Raw genomic sequence first — 365 nt, 5'->3', positions numbered from 1 at the left:
GAAGGTCGATAGTGCATCTGGAAAGCTGCCAGCACATGCCGGGTGGCCACATCCAGCTCACCAGTCTGCGGCGTTGTATAGCCCAGACGCGCGAGCTCTTCCTGAAACCAGGTGATGCTCGGCAGTTGTGCCTCGAATAACGCTTGCTGACGCGCTACAGCCTGGGCATCGGGCCAGACCACCAACCCTTCGTCGGCCAGACGCTTCCATGGGAACAACGGACCCGGATCCAGCTTGCGCAGCGGCGCGATATCGCTGTGGCCAATGATGTTTCGCGGGCTGATGTTGTTGCGCTTGCTGATGTCCCTGATCAGGAAGATCAAAGACTGAACCTGCGCCTCGCTGTAGGGATACCAGACGCGCCC

1 protein-coding gene is annotated in these 365 nt (G+C 60.0%); it reads right to left on the bottom strand.

The annotated features are described in order from the left end of the window. Positions 1–323: N-acetylmuramoyl-L-alanine amidase (locus AC1DKR_RS21465; RefSeq protein WP_478035254.1), on the bottom strand; the 323-nt coding region annotated here is incomplete at its 3' end. Positions 324–365 lie beyond the last annotated feature (42 nt).

This window comes from Stenotrophomonas sp. 01N47 (assembly GCF_056399165.1).
The sequence above is the reverse complement of the archived record's forward strand: the minus strand, read 5'-3'. Positions and strand labels throughout refer to the sequence as shown.